Consider the following 22144-nt stretch of genomic DNA (forward strand, 5'->3'; position numbering starts at 1 on the left):
CTTTCCTTCTATTACATTACTAAACGGCGAATATCCGCTAATACACCATTGATATAACTTAAGAATCTCGCACCATCTGCACCATCAATCACTCGGTGATCGAATGAAAGTGATAATGGAAGCATTAAGCGTGGCGTAAATTCTTTACCATTCCAAACTGGTGCCATTTCTGATTTAGATACCCCTAAAATTGCAACTTCTGGAGCATTAACAATCGGTGTGAAGTGAGTTGTACCGATACCACCTAAACTTGAAATAGTGAAACAGCCACCTTGCATATCAGAGCCTGATAATTTACCATCACGCGCTTTTTTCGATACTTCCATTAACTCACGAGAAAGTTCGATGATGCCTTTTTTGTTCACGTTTTTAAATACTGGAACAACTAAGCCATTTGGTGTATCTACTGCCACACCAATGTTGATATATTTCTTAATTGTTAGTTTTTGGCCATCTTCAGAAATTGAGCTGTTGAAACGTGGATATGCTTCCAATGCTTTCGCCACAGCTTTCATAATGAATACCACTGGAGTGATCTTCACATCGAGTTTTTGTTTTTCTGCAAGTTTGTTTTGCTCTTTACGGAAGTTCTCAAGCTCTGTGATATCCGTACGATCAAAGTGTGTAACGTGTGGAATCATTACCCAGTTACGGTGTAAGTTTGCACCAGAGATCTTATTGATACGACTTAATTCAACTTCTTCCACTTCGCCAAATTTGCTGAAATCAACTTTCGGCCAAGGTAATAAACCTAAACCTGCACCATTTGCCACTCCTGTACCTGCAGGTGCTTTTCCTGATTTCACTTCCTCAAATACTTTCACCGCTGTTTTCACATAGGCTTCAATATCTTCTTTAACAATACGACCTTTACGGCCTGTACCTTTCACGTTATCTAAATTCACACCAAATTCGCGTGCTAGACGGCGAATAACTGGTGTTGCGTGAGCATAACCTGCACTTGCTACCACTTGTTCTTGGCTTAACCCTGATACATTACCTGATTGTGCTGGTGCTGCTTGTGGTGCAGCTTGTTGTGGTTGAGCTGACGCTACTGGTGCTTGCTGTACTGGTGCAGGTGCTGCTCCTGCCACTTCAAATTTCATAATTAAAGTGCCAGTCGATACTTTATCGCCCACTTTAATTAAGATTTCTTTTACCGTTCCTGCAATTGGTGCTGGAACTTCCATTGATGCTTTGTCGCCTTCAACATTGATGATTGATTGATCAACCGCAACAACATCGCCTACTTTTACCATAATTTCGGTTACGTTTACTTCATCACCACCGATATCTGGTACATTTACATCTTGTACTGCTGACGTTACCGCTTGTGGTGCTGGGGCAGCTGCTTCTACTGGTGCAGATGCAGCTGGGGCTGTGCCTGCAACTTCAAAACGCATTACTAATGAGCCTGTTGATACTTTATCACCAACGTTAATTAAGATTTCTTTAACTGTTCCTGCGATAGGCGCTGGGACTTCCATTGATGCCTTGTCACCTTCAACATTGATGATTGATTGATCAACAGTAACAACATCGCCCACTTTTACCATAATTTCAGTCACGTTTACTTCATCGCCACCAATATCAGGTACGTTTACATCAACAACTGCACTTGCAACAGGTGCTGATGCTACTGGTGCTGCCGCTTTTGGTGTTTCTGCTGCTGAAGTTGCCGCTTCTAATACAAGCATAGGCGAACCTGTTGAGACTTTATCGCCTACTTTTACTAATACTTCTTTCACCACGCCCGCTTCTGGTGCTGGAACTTCCATTGATGCTTTATCACCTTCAACGTTGATAATGCTTTGATCAACAGCAATGGTATCCCCTACTTTTACCATTACTTCTGTAACGGTAACTTCATCGCCACCGATATCTGGTACATTGATTTGTTTTGACATTTTATCTTTCTCCAAAAATCAAATTATAGGGCGTTGTAAACGCCCTTAATGATTACGCATATAACGGGTTAATACGATCCACATTTAAACCAAACTTCGTAATTGCATCAGCAACAACTTTCGCTTCTACCGTACCTTCTTTTGCTAATTGCGATAATGCTGCAACAACAACATAACGCGCATCTACTTCAAAGTGTTCGCGTAAATTTTCACGACTATCTGAACGACCGAAACCATCAGTACCTAATACGTGGTAATGTTTGCTTGGAACGTATGCACGAATTTGCTCTGCATATAGTTTCATATAGTCTGTTGATGCAACCGTTGGTAAGTCTGCTAATACTTGTGCAACATACGGTACTCGTGGAGTTTCTGTTGGGTGTAATAAGTTCCAACGTGCTGCATCTGCACCTTCACGACCTAGCTCATTAAATGATGGAGTACTAAACACGTCTGCAGTTACACCATAGTCATTCGCTAAGATTTGTGCAGCTTCACGAACGTGGCGTAAAATCGCACCTGAACCTAATAATTGAACGTGTCCTTTTCCTTTACCTTCAACTGTTTCAAATTTATATAGACCTTTACGGATACCTTCTTCTGCACCTGCAGGCATTGCTGGTTGATCATAAATTTCATTTAAGGTTGTGATGTAATAGAACACATCTTCTTGTTTCTCACCATACATACGGTTAATACCGTCTTGTACGATAACTGCAACTTCAAATGCAAATGCTGGATCGTATGTTACACAGTTAGGAATAACGCCTGCTTGAATATGGCTATGACCATCTTCGTGTTGTAAACCTTCACCATTTAAGGTTGTACGACCTGAAGTACCGCCAATCATAAAGCCACGCGCTAATTGGTCACCTGCTAACCACATCATATCGCCTACACGTTGGAAACCAAACATTGAGTAGTAGATGAAGAATGGGATCATTGGTAAGTTATTCACTGAGTAAGATGTTGCAGCCGCAACCCAAGATGCTGTTGCACCTAACTCATTGATACCTTCTTGTAATACTTGACCATCTTTTGCTTCACGATAGTAAGCCACTAAATCACGGTCTGATGGTACATAGTTTTGACCAAATGGGTTGTAAATACCGATTTGACGGAATAAACCTTCCATACCGAAAGTACGAGCTTCATCGGCAATAATTGGAACGATTTGCTGACCGATATTTTTATCTTTTAATAATGTATTTAATACACGAGAGAATGCCATTGTGGTTGAAATACCACGCGGTTGAGCATCAAGTAATGCTTGGAATTCTTCTAATGCTGGTACTTTGAAATCTACGGTAAATTTCGGTGTACGTTTAGGTGTATAACCATTTAATGCTTGACGTCTTTCGTGTAAGTATTTGTATTCTGGTGAACCTTCTGCAAATTTGATGTATTCTAAATTTTCAACCTGTTCATCAGTTAATGGTAGGTGGAAGTAGTCACGGAAACCTTTAAGGCTTTCGTATGACATTTTTTTCGATTGGTGTGCAGTATTTTTACTTTCAGCTTCAGGAATTTTATAACCTTTAACCATATGCGATAAAATCACCACTGGTTTATCTGATTTCTGTGCTTTAGCAAATGCCGCAAACATTTTTTCTGAATCGTGACCACCACGGCGTAAATGCCAAATCTCATCATCAGTCATATCTGCAACTAATGCCGCAGTTTCTGGGTAACGACCGAAGAAGTGTTCGCGAACGTAAGCACCATTTTTTGATTTGAATGTTAAGTAATCGCCATCAACAACTTCCATCATCAATTGAGCAAGTTTACCTGATGTATCTTTAGCAAAGAGTTTATCCCAACCACTTCCCCATAATACTTTGATAACTTCCCAACCTGCACCACTGAATAAGCCTTCTAATTCTTGAACGATTTTACCGTTACCGTTTACAGGGCCATCTAAACGTTGTAAGTTACAGCTAATCACGAAAATTAAGTTATTTAATTTCTCACGACCAGCAACAGTTAATGCACCTTTAGATTCGATTTCATCCATCTCACCATCACCAAGGAACGCATATACTTTTTGATCTGAAGTATCTTTTAAACCACGATTTTCTAAGTATTTTAAGAAACGAGCTTGATAAATCGCATTAACAGGACCTAAACCCATAGATACTGTTGAGAATTGCCAAAATTCTGGCATCAATTTCGGGTGTGGGTAAGAAGATAAACCATCTACGAAAGCTTCTTGACGGAAATTATCTAATTGCTCTTCCGTTAAGCGACCTTCAATAAATGCACGAGCATAAATACCTGGTGCTGCGTGACCTTGAGAGAAAATTAAATCGCCACCATTTTTATCTGTTGCGGCTTTAAAGAAATGGTTGTAACCCACTTCATACATTGTTGCTGCTGATTGGAAAGTTGAAATATGTCCACCGAGATCCAAATCTTTCTTCTGGCTACGTAACACCATCGCAATCGCATTCCAACGTACCGCTGAACGAATACGGCGTTCAATTTCTTTATCACCAGGGTAAGCAGGTTGTTCGTCCACAGAAATGGTATTTACATAATCAGTGGTTGTTCCTGTTGGTAATGAAACACCCTTTAAACGTGCTTTATCAATAAGTTGCTCAACGATATATTGTGCACGTTCAATTCCTTCTTCACGAACTAATGAATCAAGTGCTTGTAACCAATCTTGTGTTTCGATTGGATCTACGTCATTACGCAAAATTTCTGACATAGTCTTTTCCTTTTATGTGAGTTAAATAATAAAACATAAGCCAATAATGACTTATTCGTTTGCTAAAATATTAAACAAAAACCAACAATGATATTTGCTTTAGATCAAACAAACGCTAAACATCATCTGTTTCATCTTAAGCAAACACCATCACTAGTTAATGCTATCTACTTGATTTCTAACAACTTTTAAAAGTTGTTGAAAAAATGTAGATAAATTTGCAATCAAGATAACAAAATCTACCTATTTTGTCTATTTTTACCTATCCACAAATAGTGATAAAGGGTTTAAGCATAAGCACTTTTTTAAAGCAACCGTTTGCCTTTTGTGATATGCTAACCACATTATTTTGACTTAAAGGTTTAGAAAAATGAAAAAAGCTGAAATTGCAATTGTAATGGGCTCAAAAAGTGATTGGGCAACAATGTCGGAAGCGGTGCAAATCTTAGAAAGTTTTGCAATTCCTTACCACGTTGAAGTGGTTTCTGCACACAGAACGCCAGATAAACTTTTCTCATTTGCAGAAAGTGCCGAACAAAATGGCTACAAAGTCATTATTGCAGGTGCTGGTGGTGCGGCACATTTACCTGGAATGATTGCGGCTAAAACTATTGTGCCAGTATTAGGCGTGCCAGTAAAAAGTTCAATGTTAAGTGGTGTAGATAGCCTTTATTCTATCGTACAAATGCCAAAAGGTATTCCAGTTGGGACATTAGCGATTGGTCCAGCTGGTGCAGCTAATGCAGGATTATTAGCAGCTCAAATTCTTGCTGCGTTTGATTCTGAGCTTGCACAAAAACTTCATCAATTCCGCCAACAACAAACACAAAGCGTGTTGGATAATCCAGATCCTAGAGTTGAATAGGTTATAAGAAATGGCAAAGAAATTACTGATTCTTCATACAGGCGGTACGATTTCTATGAGTGAAGGGGAAGATGGAAAAGTGTCCCCTTCCGCTAAAAATCCATTACTTGCCGCATTAGATAAACTTAATCACCCAGCAAAACTTTACCAAGAATCATTGCTGAACGTTCCCTCTCCTCATATCACATTGGATCACTGGCAAATATTAAAAGAACGTATTGAACACGCAGTCCAAGCGGAACAATTTGATGGTATCGTAATCACGCACGGTACTGATACGCTTGAAGAAACCGCTTATTTTCTTGATTTAGCCTTAAATACCAAAGTTCCTGTTGCGATCACAGGGGCTATGCGTTCAAGCAATGAACTAGGTGCAGATGGCTTAATCAACTTACAAAGTGCTATTTTAGTTGCCCTGTCTGACGAAAGCCAAAATAAAGGCGTTCTCGTGGTAATGAATGATGAAATTCACCACGCTAAATTTGTCACTAAAACACACACAACCAATGTTGCGACATTCCAAACACCTACTTTTGGACCTTGCGGTTTAGTCACCAAAAACCAAGTGATTTACTTTCAACATCTTTCACAATATGAACATTTCCCAATCGAACGCTTAACAAAACGCAATGTTCAGCTTGTCAAAGCCTATGTCGAAATGGATAGTTTTTTACTCGAACAACTGGCACAACATCAATGCGATGGCGTTGTAATTGAAGCACTGGGTGCAGGCAATTTACCACCGTCTTGCTTATCAGGGGTACAAAAACTATTAGATGCAAAAATTCCTGTGGTACTCGTTTCGCGTGCATTTAACGGAATTACTCAAGATGTCTATGATTATCTTGGTGGTGGCAAGCAGCTCAAACAACAAGGTATTATTTTTACCAAAGGGTTAAGCGGACAAAAAGCCAGAATTAAGCTATTAGTGCTACTCAATCAATCATTAGCTCAACCTTTAGCTAATTATTTTTAACTTAAAACATATTGAAACTTCTACAAGCGGTCAGATTTATTCAAATTTTTGCAAAAAAGCTGAATAACCCCACCGCTTGACATAATGAGAAATAACAATGCAAAAAAGTATTACTTACCCGACTGTATACGTATTAGGAAATGGGCAACTCGGCAGAATGCTCCGCTACGCTGGAGCACCTTTAGATATTGACGTGCGTCCATTAGCTTTTGATGCCCCTGTTTTCGACATTGAACCTAATAGTTTAATTACCGCAGAAATTGAACGCTGGGCTGATACTCCACTTACACAATTACTCGGCAACCATCAGAATTTTGTGAATTTATCGGTATTCGGGCGTTTAGCTGACCGCTTAACCCAAAAATCTTTACTCGATCAATTACAACTTTCTACTTCACCTTGGCAATTACTAGAATCACCAGAACAATGGCAACAGGTTTTTACCAATATAGGCGAAAAAGTTGTTGTCAAACGCCGTACAGGTGGCTATGACGGACGTGGACAATGGATTGTTACCCCTGAAAACGTAGAACAAATTACGTCCGATTTATTCGGTGAAGTGATTGCAGAAAAGTTTATTCCATTTGACGGCGAAGTTTCGCTTGTAGGTGCTCGTTTCCGTAACGGTGAAACACGTTTTTACCCTATTACACATAACCTACAACAAAATGGCATTTTGCGTTACAGCGTAATGAACTTAGAGTTACCAAACCAACAAATTTTCCAACAACAAGCCGAGAAAATGTTATCTGCGATTATGAATGAGCTTGATTATGTTGGCGTAATGGCAATGGAATGTTTTGTAGTTGGCGATAAACTGCTTATCAATGAACTTGCCCCTCGCGTACACAATAGCGGACACTGGACACAACTAGGCTGTTCGATTAGCCAATTTGAATTACACCTTCGTGCCTTATTAGACTTACCAACCCCAGTTTTAACGCCTATCGCACCAAGTGTGATGATAAACCTAATCGGCATTGAACATAACAATGAGTGGTTAAACGTGCCATTTAGCCAACTTCATTGGTATGGAAAAGAAGTCAGAGCAGGCAGAAAAGTCGGGCATATCAACTTATGCCATACAGACAAAACGCAACTTGCTCACTACCTGAAAGAATTTAAACCGCTTTTAACCGATGATTTCCAATCAGGGTTAGAATGGGCTTTAGGGAAATTGGCTTAGACTATTAAACGGTAAAATGAAATAACCTTGTCTATTTTTGTCATAGACAAGGTTATATTTTAAAGTAAGTAGATAATCCTATTTTTCTATCCATAACATAAAATCTGCAACAGTATGGAAAGAACCAAACACTAAAACGATGTCTCCACTACCCGCTTGCAAAAATGCGGTTTCCGTTGCTTGAGCAACGCTATTGAAACTGACCGCATTAGCATTAGGCAAGACATTATTCAGTTTTTCAAGTACCTGTTCGCCAAGCTGACCACGATAGCCATCTAATCCTGCACAATACCATTTATCCACTAAAGTCGATAATGGCTCCACAATACCAGATAAATCTTTATCAACTAATACACTAAATACGGCATATAGTTTTGATTGTGGTTGTTTTAACGCTTGTAAGCGGTCTGCTAAATAACGTGCTGCGTGTGGATTATGTCCTACATCAACAATCACTTGTGCAAGCGGTGGGTTTTGTGAAAATTTTGCAAAATCCTGTTGAGTCAGGGTTTGAAAACGCCCGACCATTTGCGTTTCTGCAATACTTTGTTGCAAAATCTCATTGGTTATTGCAAAAGGCAATTGGGTAAGCACTGCAACGGCTGTTGCACAATTTGGCACAGGAATTTTTGGCAATGGCAAATCTAAATTAACATTTGCAGACTGCCAATATAAGCGGTTGGTTTCGATAGAAAATTTCCAATCAACATCTCGGCGAGAAATTTGGCAATTTAAACTATTTGCATATTGTAAGATGCTTGCTGGGCAATCAGGTTCGCCAATCACTACTGGGATATTTTGACGGAAGATTCCCGCTTTTTCTCTCCCTATCACTTCTCTATCGTTGCCTAGAAATTCAATATGGTCAATATCAATGGACGTAATCACCGCAAAATTAGGATCAACGATATTTGTCGCATCTAAACGCCCACCTAACCCCACTTCCAAAATCGCAACATCTAGTTTAGCTCGGCGAAATAGATCAAATGCAGCCAAAGTTCCAAACTCAAAATAAGTTAAAGACTGTGATTTATGCTGTTCAATATAATCAAAGGTTTGAATAAAATCAGCATCGCTTACTGGTTGCCCTTGAATTCTCACTCGTTCATTGTAGTGAATTAAATGTGGCGAAGAATACACACCAACACGCAAGCCTGCTTTTAAGAGTGCTGTTTCGAGTAATTTACAAGTTGAACCTTTACCATTCGTACCTGCAACGGTAATGACATAAGGTGCTGGATTAAGTAAATTTAGCTTTAACGCAACATCACGAATACGCTCAAGCCCCATATCAATCGGTTTGAAATGGCTTTTTTCTAAATAGGAAAGCCACGTTTCCAATGAATCCGTGGCTTTTGGTGAAATTAATGTTGTCATTTATGCTTCTTCTGACTGTACCAATTCTTCTGACTGAATTTCTTCAGCTTCAACTAACTCGCCTGTTTTAAATGGCGTTGGTTGATTCGTTAATTTAGCAACTAAACGAGTTAGCGTATCACGCATTTCTTTACGATGAACGATCATATCAATCGCCCCTTTCTCAAGGAGAAACTCACTACGTTGGAAACCTTCTGGTAATTTCTCACGCACTGTTTGTTCAATAACACGTGGCCCAGCAAAACCAATCAACGCTTTTGGCTCTGCAATGTTAATATCGCCTAGCATAGCCAAACTTGCTGATACGCCCCCTAAGGTTGGGTCTGTTAATACTGAAATGAAAGGCACGCCCTTTTCACGCATTTTTGCTAATACTGCACTGGTTTTTGCCATTTGCATTAACGAGAAAAGTGCTTCTTGCATACGAGCACCACCCGATGCAGAGAAACAGATGAAAGGCACATTATGTTCTAAGGCGTATTCTGCTGCTCGCACAAATTTCGCCCCAACAACAGATCCCATTGATCCGCCCATAAATTCAAAGTTAAAAGACGCTGTTACCACAGGCATATCGTATAATTTACCCGTAATAACGATGAATGAATCTTTTTCTCCCGTTTGTTTTTGAGCTGCAGTTAAACGATCTTTATATTTTTTGAGATCTTTAAACTTCAAAATATCTTGTGGCTCAAGATCTGCAGCAAGCTCTTCTGCTGAATTTTCATCTAATAATGTAACTAGACGAGTACGCGCATCAATACGCATATGATGTTCACATTTTGGGCAAACTTGCATATTGCGTTTTAATTCTTCGGTATATAACACCTGTTCACAACTTGTACATTTCGTCCAAACACCTTCTGGAATTTTTGACTTACTTGTTGAAGATGAAGATGTTCTACCTAAGATTTTTTCAATCCAACTCATTTTTACACCTTATTTTGTGTTGAGAAAATTGCCTGTATTAAAGCATAAAATTGCTTTTTTGGGTATTGAAAAAATAGAAAATGTGACTACTCCGACAAGAATAGATAATTTTGTAAATTTTCTTCAAGAACAGACCGCTTGATACTTGCTAAAAAGTCAAATTAGTCGTATAAAATAACAATTTTGCAACACAACTCAATGAGGAAATCCAATGTCTATGTTTAGTCATATTCAAGCAGCACCTGCTGATCCAATTTTAGGTTTAGGCGAAGCGTTCAAAGCTGAAACTCGTGCTGAAAAAATCAATTTAGGTATCGGTGTTTATAAAGACGCAAAAGGTCAAACCCCGATTGTTAAAGCAGTAAAAGAGGCAGAAACTCGTTTGCTGGCTAATGAAAATACCAAAAACTATTTAACCATTGACGGTATTGCTGATTTTAATAAACAGACACAAGCTCTACTTTTTGGTGAAAATGCCGATGTGATCACATCTGGTCGTGCAAAAACTGCTCAAAGTTTAGGTGGAACGGGAGCATTACGCATTGCAGCCGAATTTATTAAACGCCAAACGAGTGCAAAAAATGTGTGGATTTCAACACCAACTTGGCCAAACCATAATGCTATTTTTAATGCGGTGGGTATCAATATTAAAGAATACCGTTACTATAACAAAGAAACAAAAGCGTTAGATTGGGATAATCTCCTTGCCGATCTTAGCCAAGCTGAAGCTGGCGATGTTGTCTTACTACACGGTTGCTGTCATAACCCAACAGGGATCGACCCAACACCAGAACAGTGGAAAACCCTTGCAGATCTATCTGCTAAAAAAGGTTGGTTACCATTATTTGACTTTGCTTATCAAGGTTTCGCCAATGGTTTAGAAGAAGATGCCTTTGGCTTACGCACTTTTGCACAAAATAACCCAGAGCTTTTAGTTGCAAGTTCATTCTCAAAGAACTTTGGTTTATACAATGAGCGTGTTGGTGCATTTACGCTTGTTGCTACCAATGCTGAAACAGCAAATAACGCATTCAGCCAAGTTAAATCAATTATTCGTGTACTTTACTCTAACCCATCATCTCACGGTGCAAGTGCAGTTGCAACAGTGTTAGCTGATCCAGAACTAAAAGCAAATTGGATTGCTGAATTAGCCGAAATGCGTAACCGTATTAAAGAAATGCGTGCTAAATTTGTTCAGCTTTTAAAAGAGAAAGGAGCAACACAAAACTTTGATTTTATTATTGCTCAAAATGGTATGTTTTCTTTCAGTGGTTTAAGTCCTGAACAAGTCGATCGTTTGCGTGATGAATTTGCTATTTATGCGGTTCGTTCAGGCCGTATCAATGTGGCTGGTATTACTGAAGATAATATCGATCGCTTATGTGAATCTATTGTGAAAGTGTTATAACACAATAACAAGCGGTGGGATCTGCAAAATTTCTCGCAAATTCTACCGCTTCATTCTTATTACCCTCTCAAATCATTCGCTTGTTGCAATAAATTTCGGCTCTCTTTTAGGAATTGTTCTGAATATTCTCCAAACCATTGATGCACTTTTTTAAAAGTTTCTATAAAGCCCTGTTTATTTTGCTGTTGGAAGAATGCTAGGCTTTCTGCAAAAGTTTGCTGAAGTGATTCAATAACGGCTAAATTTTCTGGTTTATCCGAAATAATATCGGCATATAATGCTCCATCTTGAGCAAATAAACGCCCTATCATTGCTAATTCTAAACGGTAAATTGGCGAAGATAATGCCAATAATTGCGAGAGCTTGATAGGTTGCTGTGAAAGATGTAAACCATACGCAAAGGTTGAAAAATGGCGTAGTGCTTGAATGTAAGTCATTGCGTGATCGTGTTCTTTCGCATCAATATATTCGATTTTCCCACCCCAAATTTGGATCTGTTCTAATAGCCATTGGTATTGTTCAGAAGAACGTCCGTGACAACAAGCGGTCACTTGTTTTGCAAAACTTGCAATATCTGGCCCAAACATTGGATGAAGACCGACTACTGCCCCTTGATGAATTTCAAGCATTTTTGCTAACGGCTGAGCTTTAACTGAAGTGAGATCAGCCAAGATCATATTTTCTGTAAGATAAGGCTTTAATGTTTCAAGTATTGGTAAAGTGTGATCAATAGGTACAGAAACTAAAACTAAATCAGCCTTATGCAAAATCTCTGCGGCATTGCTCCAATCATCTTTATCTAAAATAGCAACAGGATAACCTGAATTTACAAAATAGCGTGCAAACAGACCACCAAGTTTCCCTTTTCCGCCCACTACAACTATTTTTTTGATTGATGGATTCACGGTTTTAAAACCATGTTTATTTTCACTTGCATAAGACTCTCGCATTACTCGGCGTAAAATATCTTCAATGAGATCAGCAGGAATACCACGCTTTTCAGCTTCTTCTCTGCGAGCATTGATCATAAAGGCTTCTCGTTCTGGTGCATAAATAGGTAAACCGTACTGATGTTTAATTTTTCCCACTTCTGCGACTAATGCTAAACGCTGTGCCAGTAATTCGATAAGCTGTTGATCTAATTTATCTATTTCTTCTCTAATCGGTTCTAATGGATTCATACTCATTTTCTTAACTGCTCTGCAAAATGGGTTAGTAATGCTTCTGTTGTTTGCCAATCAATACACGCATCTGTTATAGATACACCATATTGCATCTGTTCGAAAGGTTGTTCCGATGATTGATTTCCTGCAAAGAGATGACTCTCTAACATTAAGCCTATAATTGATTTATTGCCATTGAGTAATTGTTGTAACACATTCTCAGCCACTATCGCTTGTCGGCGGTAGTCTTTATTGGAATTTCCGTGGCTACAATCAATCATAATAGCTTCTGGTAAATTAGCTTTACGCAGAGCTTGTTCACATTCTTGTACATACTGACTTTCAAAATTCGGGTTTTTGCCGCCTCGTAAAATAACGTGTCCATCAGGATTCCCTTTTGTATGTAAGATAGTAACCTGCCCAGCTTGGCTAATACCAAGAAAACTATGCCCTTGTGCTGATGCTTGCATCGCATTGATGGCGACCGCTAAATTTCCATCTGTTCCATTTTTAAAGCCAACTGCCATTGATAATCCCGATGCCATTTCTCTGTGCGTCTGAGACTCCGTTGTTCTTGCTCCAATAGCTGACCAACTAAATAAATCCGCAAGATATTGTGGTGTGATAGGGTCAAGTGCTTCTGTGGCAAGTGGTAAACCGAGTTCAGCAATGTCTAACAATAATTTGCGAGCAACACGCAACCCTTTTTCGATATCAAAAGTGCCATTAAGATTAGGATCGTTGATTAAGCCTTTCCAACCTACTGTTGTTCTCGGTTTTTCAAAATAAACCCGCATCACAATGTAAAGTTTATCTGACACTTTATCAGCCAATATTTTAAGTTTTTTAGCATATTCTAGGGCAGATATAGGATCGTGAATAGAACAAGGCCCAATAACAATAAGCTGACGTTTATCTCGCTTATGAATAATATCTGAAACTATTTTTCTTGATTTTTCAATCTGTTGCTTTAACTTTTCTGAAAGTGGAAATTCTTCCTTTAACATTTTAGGAGTTAAAAGCAGTTTTTCATCAATAATGTTTACATTATGTACACTATCTTGATTAAACACAGTGTTCATTTTTATTTCCTTGTGTAAATTTTAAATTACAAGATAATTTACAAGGTTATATGTAAAGTTTCAACTATTTTTTGTTTAACTTGTTCTACGGTAATACGGTTCATTAAATCTTTGCTCTTTGCTCTTGTCGCCCAAGGAAGCTCTTGCCAAGGTTTACTATATTCTTGCAAAATAGCCTCATCGTAAACAGAAACAACTTTATCTAAATCGTTATAAGGCCCTGTTCTTAGCGGATTATGAATAGCGTAAAGACCAATAATCGGCGTATGTTGTGTTGTTGCGATATGTGCTGGTCCAGAGTCAGATGAAATAACAAGATCTGCTTGTTGAATAACTGATGCCAACTGCTTTAATGATGTTTTCCCTGCTATATTGCGTGTTTTAGGCACAAGTTGATGAATTTTAGTAGCAGTTTCCATTTCATAAGCAGAAGGTGAGCCACAAATAATTACGTTAATATTGTGTTCTAATAAAAAATTAGCAATCTCAGCATAGCGTTCAGGTAACCAATCTTTCTCTTTTTTACTAGAACAAGGTGCGATAACCACATTTTTCTTCTGTGGATCAATAAATTGTTGGCTGTATTGTCTATCTTGCTCACTTATCGGTAAGTACCATTGCGTACTTAAATCTGTTACACCAACCGCTTTTGCAAACATCATTTGTCCGTCTAAAACGTGTGGTGATGCACTCTGTTCTACTTTACAGTGAGTAAAAAGCCACTGCCCTTCTCTTGCACGATCACGATTAAATCCAACCTTAACTTTCGCTTTAATGCCTAAAGAGAGCATTGACGCTCTAAATGCTGTTTGCAAATTTAATAAATAATCAAACCGCTTGTGGCCTAATTGACGCCATAACGCCCAAATACCTTTCCAACCTGTCTTTTTATCATAAGGAACTAGAGTCACGTTTGGAATGCCAGCCATTAAAGTAGCTTCTGCTTTGCCTAAAATCCACGTTATGTCAGCATTAGGGTATTGACGTTGAATAGCTTGCACAACGGCAAGTGTATGGCATACATCACCAATTGCCGATAAACGTAAAACACAGATTGATTGAACAGATTGCATTAGAATTTCCTAATAAAAATATGATATTACAAACATTTTGCTGGCTTTGGTAAACCTGCAATTTTAGTGGCTTGTTTAGCAGGGCCTTCAGGAAATAAACGTTGTAGATAACGGCTATTGCCCTTTTCTTCACCAAATTTCTGTGAAAGTGCCTTAACTAACATTCTAATTGCTGGGGAGGTTTTATATTCTTGATAAAACTCTCTGACAAAAAAGATAATTTCCCAATGATCTTCGGTTAATTCAAGATGATCTTTTTTAGCAATTTCTACCGCTAATAATTCGGACCAATCACCTAAATTTCTTAAATAGCCGAACTCATCGGTTTCAAATTTTTGCTGATTTAATTCAATAAAATAAGTCATACTCAATGTTATAGAAATAAAAAATGACACATTACTGTGGCATATTATTTAATGGTTAATTAGTCGTCATTACCTAATACACCGAAGATATTTAAGAAACTGACGAATAAATTATAAAGTGAAACATATAGATCAACAGTTGCACGAATATAGTTGGTTTCACCACCGTGAATAATATTGCTTGTTGCAAGTAAAATCGCACCGCTTGAGAATACAATAAATAATGCACTAATTGCTAAATTTAATGCTGGAATTGCTAAGAAAATATTTGCAACTACACCAACAAGTAAGACCACAAATAATGCAATCATCATTCCTGATAAGAAAGACATATCTTTCTTAGTCGTTAGTACATAAGCTGAACACGCAAAGAAAACTAAGGCGGTTGCACCAAATGCTAACGCAACTACATCACCTAAGCCATTGCTTAAATACGCATTTAAAATCGGCCCTAAGCTGTAACCTAAGAACCCCGTCAATGCAAATACACTAGCAATACCTGCTGCACTATTTGCTGTTGCGTGAGTTAAAAAGAGTAAGCCATAAAAACCGACTAACATTCCCCACCAAGGTAAACGAGGTAGATTTAATACCATCGCAGCGACTGCGACAACTGATGAAAATGCGAGTGTCAGTGCTAATAAAAAGTAAGTGTTGCGTAACACTTTATGGGTGCTAATTAACGATTCATTTCTGGCACTTGTCACTAAACGTTCTTGCATAAAAACTCCTGTAAATTAAAAGTTATTACTTGGTTAAAAATAGGCTTTAAAGTAGCGATTATTAAAGAGAATGTCAATTTTTATTCACAAACTTCTTCCACCTGTATTGGTTTTGTAGCCTCTCCAATAAGTTCTTTCAATTGCTCCTCAGTGCTAACTAATGTGTTAAAAATTTGCCCACCGCTGATGTGAGCTAAACAATCCGTATAATTCCCAAGGGCATTGATCTGCACAATATTCACTTTTAATTTCGGGCGAGATTGAATTTCTCGGCTTAGTAGCTCACACTCATTCCTATGTGTACAATCACTATTACCATCCGTAATAAAAAGAATTAATGCCTCTCTATCCTTGCCATCGACAAGTTTAAGCGCCCGCTGTAATCCTTCATAAATAGGAATTCCTGGCACTTTATTTTGCCTAATTTTTAAATTTTGGATTTGTTTTTCTAATTTAGCACGTTGTTCACCACTAAAAATACCGTAAGATTTGGCTGATTTCCGTTCATTATTACTCAAACACCCCCTTAATTCGACTAAACCAATATCAATACTGCTATCAATCGATTTCAGTAACTCAAGCATTGCACTTTTAGTTGCACTAGCCCGGTTTGGTTTACGGTACATATAATTAATATCTCTTTGACTAACTTCTCTACGTCTTATCATATCTTCAAATGTCAAGATACTCTCTGGTGTTTCTTTAATAGTATACTTCATAGCCGCTGCATTATTGAAAATAATCACCATTTGAGGAGCTTCTCCTGGAATAATGTTTTGGCGACAAACTTTAGCTGGTTTAACCTCTTCTACCGTTTCTGGAAGCGCTTCCTCTTTCACCGGTTCTTCTACTTTTGGATCTTCCTCTTTAGGTTCTTCTGCCTTCGGCTCCTCCACTTTAGGCTCTTCTACCTTCGGTTCCTCCACTTTTTGTGGCTCTTCTATTTTTGGTGGCTCCACATTTGCTTGAGGCAATGTTTCCACTTCTGGGCGATTAAACCACCAACAAAGTAATGAGCCTAATAAGAGTAACAATAGTAGAGGTAATAAGAAATAGCACCAGCGGTGTTTATTCGTTGTGCTAGCCACCGGCGCTACCGGGGCTGGTGCCTCAACAGCTTTTTTCCCTAGCCCCCAACCTGTTATCACTGGCTCATTATTTACAACAAAAATTTGTTTCGTATTATGCTTTGCCCCTTCAACTAATTGAGATAGGCGAGTAGATTGCTCTTGAGTAATTTCACCTTTACTGGCAAGAGAGTGATTAAGCTGTTCAATGGCTGAAATTCGCTGTTCAATAATAGGGTTGAGTTTATTAAGCTGCTGTTTATCCGCTTCACTATTACTTAACAAGTAAGGTTGCCCTTCCAATTCACTATACCACTCAACCGTTTGGTTATCTGATTTGATTTCTGGGCGAGCAAATAATGTTGCTGTGCTAGGAGAGAGATGTCTAAGAATAATTTGTCTAAGCTCATCGTAATGACTGAAAAGAGCAATAGCATTTTGATTTATTTCTTCCACGGTAAAACGAGCGAGGCGCTGCATAACCAATCCTTATAACTTAAATTTGAACAAAATCCCCTACTCTTGTAGAGAATTGCAAAGAACTAAAAGAGCAAGAGGCGTAATACATCTTGCCCTATTAGATTTTATAGTCCTAATGCTTTTTGGTAAGTCGCTAATTTACGCTGTAATTTTCGTAATTCAGCTTGTTTTACTTCATCTGATACTGATGAATCATTTACCGCTTGAATTTGGCTTTCTGCATCCTTAATTTGCTGAAGAATTTGATCGTTTCCTTTCGCTTTTTCTTTAAGTTGAGCAGCATAATTACTTACAGTCTGATTTAGCTTGTTAAGTTCGGCTTTTTTGCCTTTGAGTTTTTCCGCAGATTGCTCAGCCTTAGCTTTTGCAGCTCGATTCGCTTTTTGAAGGCTACTATTATGAGCTTGCGCTGCAGCTAATTCTGCTTCTTTATCCGACACACGTTGGTCGTAACTTCCTGAGCTTGCACAAGCAATTTTACCAAAAAGCCCTAATGGTGCATTTGGATCACATTCTGCTGTGCTAGCAGAACAAGCCATTAACGTTGCTGCACTAAAAATACATAAAGATAGTTTGACAATTTTCATATTAGCCCACCTGAATTGCTGAACGTTGTTTTACTTGAGCATTAAGAATTTTTTCATAGGTTGCAATTTGTTTATTCAACTGTGCAATATCTCGATCAAGTGCTTTGCTTCTAGTACCAGCTTTCTTTTCTTCTTTTGCAGCACCATTTAAAACTGCAAAATTAGACTTCATTCCTTTTAAGCGATTTTGTGCTGCTTCAATATCCTTATCAATCTGAGCAAGTTGCTTCTTCGCATCTTCTCTTTTAATCGTCCCTGCTTTAAGTTGCGCATTTAACGTTTTGATTAAGCTATTATTTTTATTTGTTTGGCTTTGTAATTTAGCCGTAGATTTTGCAACCATTTGTGAGTTTTTACGAATATCTGCAATATAAGCATTTAGGCGATCTTCTTTTCTAGCGTAAGTTTTACGTTGTTTCTCTAAATAATAATCTGCCGTCATAGCCGCACCACAACCAGCAACTCCTCCTGCAACACCACCGATAATTGCACTTTCAGTACTACCTCCAGCTAATAAAGTTCCACCAGCTCCTAATATAGCACCACCTAAAGCACCGATAGCACAAGATCCCCAACCTGAAGAACTGAAGAACTCAGCATCATCACCACCTGATAAACTACTTGATGAAGATCCTGGTAGATTTGAACAACCACTTAATGCAATGGCTGAGGATAAGGTCAAAATACCAAATGTTTGCTTAAGTTTCATATAAAATTTCCTTCTATAAGTTAGTTTTGTTGTTTGATTTCTGTACATTGCTTGAGCCATTTATCTCGCCCAATTTGCCCATTTTTGTAGTACTGGCTTAAATGGCTCCAATATAAATCAATATATTGAGTAATGTTTACCGCTTTTTCACCATTAGCGAGTCTTTTCTCCCCCATAATTTTCTTTGTTCTGTCTATTTGTGCCTCAATGGTATTTTGGCTATAGGTGTCAAACGTAGCTGTAATTGTACTCGTGTAATAATTCAAAACATAATCACGGGCTTTTTCTGCTTCGGCTAATTTTAGCTTAAAACTTTCTCGTTTTTGTTCGAGTAACTGTTTAAGTTCAGGATCTTGTTCTGCATTGAGTCCTTCTTCAAAACTCTGAATTGCAATTTTTTCTCTTTCAACCACCGCTTCTAAATCAGATATGTTAGCACATAAGAAAGCACCTAGTTGTAAACTGGATCGAGCAGCAGCATCACGCTGTTCATCACGAGCTTGGTTAGATGCTCTTAGCTCTTCTTTTGTTTTATTGATTTCATTTTTTAATTTGTCATCTTCAACATTAGAGGCTAGTTTTTCTAACTTATCAACAATGTTTGTATCATTTTTATCTTTCCCTCCACTACCTAGAGCACTCCACTCTTGACGGATCATTTTAATTCTTTCACTTGATGTCAGTAATGGTGCTGTAACCACTAAACGAAATCCCATATCTCTTTTCTTTGTTGCACCATTTGCATCATAGTAAGGAATTTCAATTCTTGATACATTATCAACCTCACTTTCAGGTTTAATATAACTTCCTCCACGAACGATTATTCCACCTTCTTGTCCGTGATAGCGATCTAATTTATTCGCTTGAAAGCTGTCAAAAACCATTTCAGACACGTTACCTAAAGTATCAAACAATCCTAATGGATTTGGCGATAAACGACCTATCAGCTGTAATTTACCATTTGCCGATTTAGATGACCAAGCATAGTTATTAAATCCATCAGGCATCGGAAAGGTATTTTCACGAAAAACACCTGGATCTACTGCCGCTCCACCACGAGATGCATATTCCCATTCAACATTTGTTGGTAAACGAACAAAACCTTTTGCTCCATCTTCTACCGGAAGTTTATCCGCTGCATTTTTAAGCAACCACTCACTATATTTACGAGAAAACTCAACTGCATCAAACCAACTAACATTTGTTATTGGCATCACCCCTTTCATATTAGGAGCTGTACATTGCTCTCCTTTCATCACTGCATTATATTGTGCTTCTGTAACTTCATATTTTCCGATAAGAAAATAGCGTTCTTTTGACTGATCGCTGAAGCTACCGGCAATATATGCTGGTGTCGCATATTGAGCATAATTATCTTCTTCGTTGCTATTACCACCTAAGGTAATTTTGGTGTCATCTAAAGGTTTATTGGTGTTTGTTTTAATCACCCTAAACACCATACTGCCGTCACAAGGCATTGGTAAAATAACGTCATCTGCAAGTGGTTTTGGGTTAAAAAATTTTTCTTCCCAAGCTGCTTCTGCCACAGTAGTAAAAAGACCTAATCCTAGTGCTACCCATTTTTGTGTGTTATATGTCACGTAAACTCTCCGCTGGTTGAATTTTTACAGCTCGTATTGCACCAATTCCTGCAACAATACTTGCCAAAATTAAAGATAGTAAAAAAGCGATGAGCAAATGCCCTAAATTCAAACTACTGATAAAAATTTGCGATAAATTCTTACCTAAAATGTGGTTAAATATTTGACTCCCGACCATAAAAAAACAGAGTGAAAAAATAAACGCTAATCCACTTAATATCATTGATTGGAATACCAAATAAACGCCCACTGCTCTTTGTTGAAATCCGAGTAAACGTAGCAAAGCAATATCTTTACGTTTACGGTCAATATTTGCTAAAAATGCACCAAATAAAGAAAGCACACAACCAATTATTGATGTTAATGCAATAACAATAAAGATCATATTCAATACCGAATTGATTGCTTTCACATCAGAAATCGCCCTAGCTTCTGTGTTTGTTTCAATGGCTTTTTTTCTCAGTTTTTGAGCTAAAGGTTCTACATCATCAAGACTTTGGGCATAAATACGTGCTCTAGCAAAATGTCTTTCCTTTGCTAATTCCATTCCTTCAATATGCGGAAAGACATCTGTGTAAATGTTGTCTTTATAATTTTCAATACCTAATAACACATCTAAAGGCACAAATACCGCTCTTTTAGATAGACTTTCTTTAGGCAAAATATCATCTACCGAAAATACAAGCTGTTCATTTTCTGCTTGGTTGTTTTTATTTCGAGTAACGATTATGCTAATTTTATCTTGCTTTCCAACTTTCAACTCTTCCGCTGCAAGTGAACTTAGAATAACACCATTTTTACGTGCTATTTTGGCGTGTTCCAATAAAGGATCGCCTAATTTGGTTGGTATGAGATCAACATTTCGGCTATATCTACTTGTTGTACCAGCTTCATTTGCCACCCTCAAATCAACGGAAACACTCAATGAGCGAGTAAGTGGTATCGAAAATTGTGTTTCTGGCTGTTGTTCTAACCAAGTAAACCATTCCTTTGAAAGCATTGAATTGGTCGTGATTTTAATCTCTAATGTAGAAGGATTTTTAAGCAATTTATGATGTAATTGCGAAACTACACCATACTTCAAGCTAAAAAGAAGCAATAGCGGTGCAATAACAGCAACAAGAGAGGCGATAATGCAGAATGATACTTTTTTATCAAACCACAAATCTCTAAGGGCAAGTTTTCCTAAAGTAAGCAATTTATTGAATTGTAATTTTCTCATTTCTACCCCTATTGCTCACTAAAGATTGAATGACGTCTATTATCGCTTAACTTAGCTTGCAAACAACGTATGTTTTTATCTCTAATTAATTCCCAATCGTGAGTTACTGTTATTACAGATATACCTTGTTCTTTCGTTAAGGTTAGCATTAAATCAAACAATACACAGGAATGATAAGGATCTAATGCCGAAGTTGGTTCATCTGCGAGTAATAGAATAGGCTTATGAACAATAGATCTGACAAATGCAACTCTTTGACGCTCACCAATAGAGAGTTGTTTAGGGTATTTTTCAAGTAAATGAGAGATATTTAATTGCTCACATAATGAACTAATCCATAATTTATCGTAAGGAACATTTAACGCTTCACAAGGTAGTTGAATGTTTTGTAGCACGTTTAAAAAGGGTAATAACCCTCCGCTTTGGAGCATAAATCCTAAGCTTTTTGCTCGAATATCCGCTAACTCTTTATGCCGATTTTGTTGAATTAAAGGATGAAGATCTAGCGTAGTTTGTTTGCTTGTAAGCTGATAGCTAGAGATATGATCGGGACTAAGTATTAGTCCGATCATCTCTAATAAAGTGCTTTTTCCACAACCACTTTGTCCACATATTGCCACCATCTCACCGCTTGTTAGAGCTAAACTTGGCAATGCGACACAAAAGCTATTTGATTGGCTACCACGAGTGATAGATAAATCTGAAATTGTGAGCATA

Annotated in this window: 19 protein-coding genes; 4 read left to right on the forward strand and 15 right to left on the reverse strand. The window is 38.0% G+C overall.

Going from position 1 to position 22144, the window contains the following annotated elements; translation table 11 throughout:
• Nucleotides 1–11: 11 nt before the first annotated feature.
• Together aceF and aceE are read right to left on the reverse strand one after the other, a co-directional pair.
• Nucleotides 12–1907 carry a pyruvate dehydrogenase complex dihydrolipoyllysine-residue acetyltransferase gene (gene aceF / locus A1D25_RS04295; RefSeq protein WP_157394458.1) on the reverse strand — a complete coding sequence of 632 codons (1896 nt, stop codon included), beginning with the start codon at nucleotides 1905–1907 and terminating at the stop codon, nucleotides 12–14.
• Nucleotides 1908–1959: 52 nt separating this feature from the next.
• Nucleotides 1960–4617, reverse strand: coding sequence for a pyruvate dehydrogenase (acetyl-transferring), homodimeric type (gene aceE / locus A1D25_RS04300; protein ID WP_157394459.1), 2658 nt, complete (start codon nucleotides 4615–4617; stop codon nucleotides 1960–1962).
• Between the two features lie 370 nt (nucleotides 4618–4987).
• On the opposite strand from aceE, the gene purE reads away from it, so the two are divergent.
• The 3 genes from purE (at nucleotide 4988) to purK (ending at nucleotide 7644) form a co-directional block, all read left to right on the forward strand.
• A complete protein-coding gene (gene purE / locus A1D25_RS04305) occupies nucleotides 4988–5482 on the forward strand; it encodes a 5-(carboxyamino)imidazole ribonucleotide mutase (RefSeq protein ID WP_157394460.1) in 495 nt (164 codons plus the stop codon).
• 10 nt (nucleotides 5483–5492) lie between these two features.
• On the forward strand, nucleotides 5493–6458 hold the full coding sequence (locus tag A1D25_RS04310; RefSeq protein ID WP_157394461.1) for an asparaginase: 966 nt from the start codon (nucleotides 5493–5495) through the stop codon (nucleotides 6456–6458).
• A 97-nt stretch (nucleotides 6459–6555) separates the two neighbouring features.
• Nucleotides 6556–7644, forward strand: coding sequence for a 5-(carboxyamino)imidazole ribonucleotide synthase (purK, locus tag A1D25_RS04315; RefSeq protein WP_157394462.1), 1089 nt, complete (start codon nucleotides 6556–6558; stop codon nucleotides 7642–7644).
• Nucleotides 7645–7722: 78 nt separating this feature from the next.
• On the opposite strand, the gene folC is transcribed toward purK, so the two are convergent.
• Both folC and accD read right to left on the reverse strand, forming a co-directional pair.
• Nucleotides 7723–9021: a bifunctional tetrahydrofolate synthase/dihydrofolate synthase gene (folC, locus tag A1D25_RS04320; RefSeq protein ID WP_157394463.1), complete on the reverse strand. Its 1299-nt coding sequence runs from the start codon at nucleotides 9019–9021 to the stop codon at nucleotides 7723–7725.
• The gene (gene accD / locus A1D25_RS04325) at nucleotides 9022–9948 is read right to left on the reverse strand and encodes an acetyl-CoA carboxylase, carboxyltransferase subunit beta (RefSeq protein WP_157394464.1); all 927 of its coding nucleotides are present in this window, start codon (nucleotides 9946–9948) and stop codon (nucleotides 9022–9024) included.
• 217 nt (nucleotides 9949–10165) lie between these two features.
• Between accD and A1D25_RS04330 the strand changes: the two genes are divergently transcribed.
• Nucleotides 10166–11356, forward strand: coding sequence for an amino acid aminotransferase (locus A1D25_RS04330; RefSeq protein ID WP_205420576.1), 1191 nt, complete (start codon nucleotides 10166–10168; stop codon nucleotides 11354–11356).
• A gap of 59 nt (nucleotides 11357–11415) precedes the next feature.
• Here the strand turns inward: A1D25_RS04330 and tyrA are convergent, their stop codons facing one another.
• The 11 genes from tyrA to A1D25_RS04385 all read right to left on the reverse strand — a co-directional run bounded on the left by tyrA (nucleotide 11416) and on the right by A1D25_RS04385 (nucleotide 22143).
• A complete protein-coding gene (gene tyrA / locus A1D25_RS04335; RefSeq protein WP_157394504.1) occupies nucleotides 11416–12537 on the reverse strand; it encodes a bifunctional chorismate mutase/prephenate dehydrogenase in 1122 nt (373 codons plus the stop codon).
• 2 nt (nucleotides 12538–12539) lie between these two features.
• Nucleotides 12540–13601, reverse strand: a complete 1062-nt coding sequence (locus A1D25_RS04340) for a 3-deoxy-7-phosphoheptulonate synthase (RefSeq protein WP_157394466.1) — start codon at nucleotides 13599–13601, stop codon at nucleotides 12540–12542.
• Nucleotides 13602–13639: 38 nt separating this feature from the next.
• Nucleotides 13640–14674, reverse strand: coding sequence for a glycosyltransferase family 9 protein (locus A1D25_RS04345; RefSeq protein WP_157394467.1), 1035 nt, complete (start codon nucleotides 14672–14674; stop codon nucleotides 13640–13642).
• Nucleotides 14675–14700: 26 nt separating this feature from the next.
• Nucleotides 14701–15039, reverse strand: coding sequence for a TusE/DsrC/DsvC family sulfur relay protein (locus tag A1D25_RS04350; protein WP_157394468.1), 339 nt, complete (start codon nucleotides 15037–15039; stop codon nucleotides 14701–14703).
• A 59-nt stretch (nucleotides 15040–15098) separates the two neighbouring features.
• Nucleotides 15099–15761: a Bax inhibitor-1 family protein gene (locus tag A1D25_RS04355; protein ID WP_157394469.1), complete on the reverse strand. Its 663-nt coding sequence runs from the start codon at nucleotides 15759–15761 to the stop codon at nucleotides 15099–15101.
• Nucleotides 15762–15841: 80 nt separating this feature from the next.
• Nucleotides 15842–17308: a vWA domain-containing protein gene (locus A1D25_RS04360; protein WP_157394470.1), complete on the reverse strand. Its 1467-nt coding sequence runs from the start codon at nucleotides 17306–17308 to the stop codon at nucleotides 15842–15844.
• A 104-nt stretch (nucleotides 17309–17412) separates the two neighbouring features.
• On the reverse strand, nucleotides 17413–17895 hold the full coding sequence (locus tag A1D25_RS04365; RefSeq protein WP_157394471.1) for a hypothetical protein: 483 nt from the start codon (nucleotides 17893–17895) through the stop codon (nucleotides 17413–17415).
• Nucleotide 17896: 1 nt separating this feature from the next.
• Complete coding sequence (locus A1D25_RS04370) at nucleotides 17897–18604, reverse strand: hypothetical protein (RefSeq protein WP_157394472.1); 708 nt, start codon at nucleotides 18602–18604, stop codon at nucleotides 17897–17899.
• Between the two features lie 20 nt (nucleotides 18605–18624).
• Nucleotides 18625–20205: an SUMF1/EgtB/PvdO family nonheme iron enzyme gene (locus A1D25_RS04375; protein ID WP_240327105.1), complete on the reverse strand. Its 1581-nt coding sequence runs from the start codon at nucleotides 20203–20205 to the stop codon at nucleotides 18625–18627.
• Entirely contained in the window at nucleotides 20195–21427 is a 1233-nt protein-coding gene (locus A1D25_RS04380) for an ABC transporter permease (RefSeq protein WP_157394473.1), read from the reverse strand. The genes A1D25_RS04375 and A1D25_RS04380 overlap by 11 nt, the downstream gene beginning before the upstream one ends.
• A gap of 8 nt (nucleotides 21428–21435) precedes the next feature.
• On the reverse strand, nucleotides 21436–22143 hold the full coding sequence (locus A1D25_RS04385) for an ATP-binding cassette domain-containing protein (protein WP_157394474.1): 708 nt from the start codon (nucleotides 22141–22143) through the stop codon (nucleotides 21436–21438).
• Nucleotide 22144 lies beyond the last annotated feature (1 nt).

The organism is Ursidibacter arcticus (assembly GCF_009761375.1).
GTDB lineage: Bacteria > Pseudomonadota > Gammaproteobacteria > Enterobacterales > Pasteurellaceae > Ursidibacter > Ursidibacter arcticus.

What these genes read in the sequence shown, in the direction of transcription:
- aceF (WP_157394458.1), bottom strand. Translation starts at nt 1,907, where the DNA reads ATGTCAAAACAAATCAATGTACCAGATATCGGTGGCGATGAAGTTACC.
- aceE (WP_157394459.1), bottom strand. Translation starts at nt 4,617, where the DNA reads ATGTCAGAAATTTTGCGTAATGACGTAGATCCAATCGAAACACAAGAT.
- purE (WP_157394460.1), top strand. Translation starts at nt 4,988, where the DNA reads ATGAAAAAAGCTGAAATTGCAATTGTAATGGGCTCAAAAAGTGATTGG.
- A1D25_RS04310 (WP_157394461.1), top strand. Translation starts at nt 5,493, where the DNA reads ATGGCAAAGAAATTACTGATTCTTCATACAGGCGGTACGATTTCTATG.
- purK (WP_157394462.1), top strand. Translation starts at nt 6,556, where the DNA reads ATGCAAAAAAGTATTACTTACCCGACTGTATACGTATTAGGAAATGGG.
- folC (WP_157394463.1), bottom strand. Translation starts at nt 9,021, where the DNA reads ATGACAACATTAATTTCACCAAAAGCCACGGATTCATTGGAAACGTGG.
- accD (WP_157394464.1), bottom strand. Translation starts at nt 9,948, where the DNA reads ATGAGTTGGATTGAAAAAATCTTAGGTAGAACATCTTCATCTTCAACA.
- A1D25_RS04330 (WP_205420576.1), top strand. Translation starts at nt 10,166, where the DNA reads ATGTTTAGTCATATTCAAGCAGCACCTGCTGATCCAATTTTAGGTTTA.
- tyrA (WP_157394504.1), bottom strand. Translation starts at nt 12,537, where the DNA reads ATGAATCCATTAGAACCGATTAGAGAAGAAATAGATAAATTAGATCAA.
- A1D25_RS04340 (WP_157394466.1), bottom strand. Translation starts at nt 13,601, where the DNA reads ATGAACACTGTGTTTAATCAAGATAGTGTACATAATGTAAACATTATT.
- A1D25_RS04345 (WP_157394467.1), bottom strand. Translation starts at nt 14,674, where the DNA reads ATGCAATCTGTTCAATCAATCTGTGTTTTACGTTTATCGGCAATTGGT.
- A1D25_RS04350 (WP_157394468.1), bottom strand. Translation starts at nt 15,039, where the DNA reads ATGACTTATTTTATTGAATTAAATCAGCAAAAATTTGAAACCGATGAG.
- A1D25_RS04355 (WP_157394469.1), bottom strand. Translation starts at nt 15,761, where the DNA reads ATGCAAGAACGTTTAGTGACAAGTGCCAGAAATGAATCGTTAATTAGC.
- A1D25_RS04360 (WP_157394470.1), bottom strand. Translation starts at nt 17,308, where the DNA reads ATGCAGCGCCTCGCTCGTTTTACCGTGGAAGAAATAAATCAAAATGCT.
- A1D25_RS04365 (WP_157394471.1), bottom strand. Translation starts at nt 17,895, where the DNA reads ATGAAAATTGTCAAACTATCTTTATGTATTTTTAGTGCAGCAACGTTA.
- A1D25_RS04370 (WP_157394472.1), bottom strand. Translation starts at nt 18,604, where the DNA reads ATGAAACTTAAGCAAACATTTGGTATTTTGACCTTATCCTCAGCCATT.
- A1D25_RS04380 (WP_157394473.1), bottom strand. Translation starts at nt 21,427, where the DNA reads ATGAGAAAATTACAATTCAATAAATTGCTTACTTTAGGAAAACTTGCC.
- A1D25_RS04385 (WP_157394474.1), bottom strand. Translation starts at nt 22,143, where the DNA reads ATGCTCACAATTTCAGATTTATCTATCACTCGTGGTAGCCAATCAAAT.